Genomic DNA, 4,193 nt, shown 5'->3' with positions numbered 1-4,193 from the left:
CGCTACAACTTGGTGGAATCCATCTAAGCCTGAAAGAGCTCCCAACGTCCCTGATCCTCAAAGACTGTCAATCAACAATTACAACGCCATTGATTCGGGCGGTTGGTATTGGACCGCTGGCGCACAGGACAACAAATTCAAAACCATCAACCTGAAAATTAGGTCTGATCTCATTGATGAGGCGACAGTCCACGTAGTGGCTGCGGCGATCAATGGAACCAACAATACGACAAAAAAACCTAATCATTTAGTTGAGCGTTTGAATGAGACTCGCTGGGTTAAAAATATAGTGATGGATGAAACCAAATGAACAAGATCAGACTTTTTCTCTGTATTTTTTTTGAGCTTTTCGCGCACTCCATCTTTGCAGACGAAATCTCGAGGAAAGAAATATCTGTTCTCTCGAAGGACTTGCATATACCCAAAACTTGGCACCTCTCAAAGAAAATGGCACCTGTAGGCCGAATGTATCCAGACAGCTTCTGCACGACCTTCACTTCGAAGAAGAGAAATCAGTGGCTGGGAGAAATCTGCATTTCCTCAAATACTGACTTTATTTCGGCTATGGGTTTCAGAGATGAGGTCCCCGATGAAGAACGTTGGGGCAACCGTGAGGAACATCAAATTGGCTATTGGAAGATTACGCCGCTGTTCACCTATCCAATGACGCCGTTTATTCTCGACCCGATAAAGATATATGCCGCAGAGGCGGACTGCTTTATAGAAGACGGCCCCGTATATCGAGCAACCAGCACCTGCCATGCAGCGATCTACCAACTTCGAGAAGGCGTTTTCATCTACAGCGTCTTCCATATCTTTGACGATGTGAAGCGCCAGCATAAGGCTTATGTATCAGACATCAGGAAGCTATGGATGTACCTAGGGAAAGAAATCAGCAAACAATCTAGCCGCTGAATAATGATGTCCACGGACCTCAAAGCACCCCTGCGATAGCGACCTTCACATCCCCCGTTGATGGAAGCAAACACCGACAACGGTTAAAACTTATATGCGAATTATAAAAATATTACCCTTCTTTTTTTTGCCAATACTCACGGATTCTGTTTTTTCACAATCGCTTTCCAGGAAAGAGGCAACTATGCTCACGCGCGATTTACGCTTCCCAACAACATGGCGCATTTCTAAAGAAATGAAGCCGGTTGGAAAAAATTATCCCAATACTTACTGCACCGTTTTCTATTCACGGAAGGAAAATCAATGGCTCGGAGAACTCTGTCTTTCGTCAAACAAGAATTTCATCCGTGCCATGGGCGTTCGCGATGAGGTACCTGAAGAAGAGGACTGGGCCGACCGAAGCAAATACGAAGTGGGCTATTGGAGCGTCACGCCACTCTCCATCTACCCGATGACGCCATTTATTTTGAAGCCGATAAAGAACTACGCCGCCGAGTCAGACTGTTATCTCGACGACGGCCCAGTGTATCGCGCCACCAGCATGTGCCACACCACGCTTTATGAGCTGCGCAAAGGCGTCTTCATCTACAGCGTCTTTCACATCTTTGACAACGTGAAACGCAAGCAAAAGGTTCAAGTCTCTGACATCAGAAATCTATGGATCCACATAGGCAAAAAGATCAACAAAGAATCTAGGCGCTAGCTAACAAACTTAGCGTATTCTGAACCACCTGGGATAGCCAACCACTCAGATTCCTTTTCAATTTTTTCTGGGCAATCCCACGCCATCCCCCCACATAACCCGAGAGCCCCTAACATGCCCCTGCCCATCATCCGCCTAGGCGACACCACCTCCCATGGTAGCAAGGTGATCTCCGCCTCCGAGACCCACACGATCCACGGCATCGGCATCGCCCGTGTCGGTGACATGGTCAGTTGCCCACGGCAAGGCCACGGCGCCAATCCCATTGTCGAAGGCGCACCCACCTACCTGATCGGCGGGCGCATGGTAGCCCTGGACGGGCACAAGGCGGCTTGCGGATGCACCCTCATCTCCAGCCTGGCAACAGCCTCCTACGGATAAAGCGGCTGGCATCTGCACGACACCCTCACCGCTCCGATCAATGCACCTGATAAACCGCCTTCAACATCTTGCGCACGATCGCCTCGAAGAAAATCACCGCAAACCCGTCATTGCGAATCAACTGCTGCGTCAGGTCAGCACATTTCTGCCGCACCCCATCCGCTAGCTGCTGATCCTCGCCGCCCATGGCTCGGCCGGCCACCTGGATCTCGGCGGCGCGCTGCACCGTCCACAGCAGGAAGAAGGCGCGCTCGATATCGCTCTCGCATACCGCCACGCCATGATTGCGCAGCACCAGGATGTGTTTATCGCCCAGGCTCTGCAACATCCTTTGCTTCTCTTCGGCAAACAGGGTGATACCTTCGAACTCGTGATAACCAATGCGCCCGAACAGTTGCGCGCCGTAGAAGTCGTTATGCTCGAAGCCGCTCTTCTTCATGGTCACGGCCGAGATCGGTGTGGTGTGCGTGTGGATCACGCAGCGCAGGTCGTCGCGCGCGCCGTGGATGGCGCTGTGCAGGGCGAAGCCGGCCGGGTTGGCCTTGTAGTCGGAAGCTTCGGCCAACTGACCGTCCAGGCCTACCTTCAACAGGTTGGCGGGCGTGACTTCGTTGTAGTTCAGGGCAAAGGGATTGACCAGGTAGTGATGCTCGGGGCCGGGCACCCGCACCGAGATGTGATTGAAGATCATCTCGGTCCAGCCCAGATAATCGACCAGGCGGTAGCAGTGCGCCAACTGGATGCGCAGCGCCCATTCCTGCTCGCTGCAGTGGGCTGGCTTGTCTGCGCCATAGCTGTATTGCATGAGGTTCATTTCTGACTCCAGAATCCTGTGGATGAGGTAAGGCGATCAGGCAACCCGCGCCGCTGGCGGCTGTGCCGATGTCTGCTGCTCGGTCTGCTGACGCGCCGTCTCCCCCCGGAAGCGGGCCAGCGAGACGATGGCGCGGGTGATCGGCATGGGGATGGCAAATCGCTCGGCCATCTCCAGGACCGCATCACCGATGGCCGCCAGTTCCAGCGGACGGCCGCGTTCCAGGTCCTGCAGCATGGAGGTGCGGAAGGCGCCCATGGCTTCGCCCAGTTGCAGGAAGGTCAGCGGGTCGATGTCCACGCGGGCGCCATAGCTGGAGGCCACCAGCAGCGTCTCGCGCATGATCTGGCTGACCACCTCGCGCAACTCCGGCTGTCCATACAACTGCTCCAGCGTGCCGCGTGTGATGACCGACAAGGGATTGGTGCTGATGTTGGCAATGATCTTGGTCCACAGCTTGTCGCGGATGCGGTCGGTGGCGCGCGCTTCGATGCCGGCGGCTTCCACGGCGGCACGCACGCGCAGCAGGCGTTCGCTCATCTCGCCGGAAGGTTCGCCCAGGACCATCAAGTGCGGATTGACCGAGCGGATCACACCCGGGCGCTCCACCTCGGCGGTAATGAAGAGCACGCTGCCGATCAACTGCGTCAGCGGTACCGCACGCGACAAGGCGCCATCGGGATCGACCGCCTTGACGGTCTGGCCATCGAAGCGCCCGCCCTCGCGGTGGAAATACCACCAGGGCACGCCGTTGTTGGTCGGGATCACCACCGTCTGTGCGCCAACCAGGGGCGCGATCTGCGGCAGCAGGGCTGACATGTCCTGACTCTTGGCGCAGAGGAAAATGACGTCCTGCTCGCCGAACTCGGGCAGCTCACTTGCCGCCGGGCGGGCGTGGGTGCGGCCATGCAGGTCGTGCAGCGTCAGGCCGTGCTCGCGGATGGCTTGCAGGGTCTGGCCGCGCGCCAGTACGCTGACCTGGTGACCCGCTGCCGACAGGCGCACAGCCAGGGTGCCGCCGATGGCGCCAGCGCCGGCTATGCAGATGCGCAGTGGTGCAAGATGCTTGGAGGAATCGTCACTCATGACAGGGCATATAAGAAAAAATCAACCGGCCAGCTTGTCCTGGTGCTTGCCGGACAAGCCCAGGTAAGCCTCGATCACGCGGCGGTCATGGGCCAGTTGGCTGGCCGGGCCATGCATACGGATTTCGCCGTTCTCCAGCACGTAGCCATAGTCGGCCACTTGCAGCGCGGCGCGTGCATTCTGTTCCACCAGCAGGATGGAAACGCCGCGACGACGCAACTCGGCGATGATGCGGAAGATCTCGCGCACAATCAGCGGCGCCAGGGCCAGGCTGGGTTCGTCCAGCATCAACAG

Annotated in this window: 5 protein-coding genes and 2 pseudogenes; 4 read left to right on the top strand and 3 right to left on the bottom strand. The window is 56.4% G+C overall.

Features of this window, described 5'->3' with window-relative positions:
• The 4 genes and pseudogenes from I5W_RS32195 to I5W_RS23060 form a co-directional block, all read left to right on the top strand.
• A pseudogene (locus I5W_RS32195) lies at positions 1 to 310 on the top strand (peptidoglycan DD-metalloendopeptidase family protein); the annotation flags it as partial.
• Positions 307 to 915 carry a hypothetical protein gene (locus I5W_RS33705; protein WP_252717188.1) on the top strand — a complete coding sequence of 203 codons (609 nt, stop codon included), beginning with the start codon at positions 307 to 309 and terminating at the stop codon, positions 913 to 915. The pseudogene I5W_RS32195 and the gene I5W_RS33705, both read left to right, overlap by 4 nt.
• A 184-nt stretch (positions 916 to 1,099) precedes the next feature.
• Positions 1,100 to 1,618 carry a hypothetical protein gene (locus I5W_RS23065; protein WP_252717187.1) on the top strand — a complete coding sequence of 173 codons (519 nt, stop codon included), beginning with the start codon at positions 1,100 to 1,102 and terminating at the stop codon, positions 1,616 to 1,618.
• 114 nt (positions 1,619 to 1,732) lie between these two features.
• Positions 1,733 to 1,999, top strand: a complete 267-nt coding sequence (locus tag I5W_RS23060; RefSeq protein ID WP_044530999.1) for a PAAR domain-containing protein — start codon at positions 1,733 to 1,735, stop codon at positions 1,997 to 1,999.
• A 37-nt stretch (positions 2,000 to 2,036) separates the two neighbouring features.
• Here I5W_RS23060 and I5W_RS23055 read toward each other — a convergent pair whose 3' ends face one another.
• The 3 genes and pseudogenes from I5W_RS23055 to I5W_RS23045 all read right to left on the bottom strand — a co-directional run.
• Complete coding sequence (locus I5W_RS23055) at positions 2,037 to 2,813, bottom strand: class II aldolase/adducin family protein (protein WP_017453213.1); 777 nt, start codon at positions 2,811 to 2,813, stop codon at positions 2,037 to 2,039.
• Positions 2,814 to 2,849: 36 nt separating this feature from the next.
• Complete coding sequence (locus tag I5W_RS23050) at positions 2,850 to 3,899, bottom strand: ketopantoate reductase family protein (RefSeq protein ID WP_044530998.1); 1,050 nt, start codon at positions 3,897 to 3,899, stop codon at positions 2,850 to 2,852.
• Positions 3,900 to 3,920: 21 nt separating this feature from the next.
• Positions 3,921 to 4,193, bottom strand: a pseudogene (locus I5W_RS23045) (ABC transporter ATP-binding protein); the annotation flags it as partial.

It is taken from the genome of Herbaspirillum sp. B65 (genome assembly GCF_000333555.1).
GTDB classification, from domain to species: domain Bacteria; phylum Pseudomonadota; class Gammaproteobacteria; order Burkholderiales; family Burkholderiaceae_D; genus Herbaspirillum; species Herbaspirillum rubrisubalbicans.
The sequence above is the reverse complement of the archived record's forward strand: the minus strand, read 5'-3'. Positions and strand labels throughout refer to the sequence as shown.

Coding starts and splice junctions, on each gene's coding strand:
- I5W_RS23055 (WP_017453213.1), bottom strand. CDS start 2,813: ATGAACCTCATGCAATACAGCTATGGCGCAGACAAGCCAGCCCACTGC.
- I5W_RS23060 (WP_044530999.1), top strand. CDS start 1,733: ATGCCCCTGCCCATCATCCGCCTAGGCGACACCACCTCCCATGGTAGC.
- I5W_RS23050 (WP_044530998.1), bottom strand. CDS start 3,899: ATGAGTGACGATTCCTCCAAGCATCTTGCACCACTGCGCATCTGCATA.
- I5W_RS33705 (WP_252717188.1), top strand. CDS start 307: ATGAACAAGATCAGACTTTTTCTCTGTATTTTTTTTGAGCTTTTCGCG.
- I5W_RS23065 (WP_252717187.1), top strand. CDS start 1,100: ATGCTCACGCGCGATTTACGCTTCCCAACAACATGGCGCATTTCTAAA.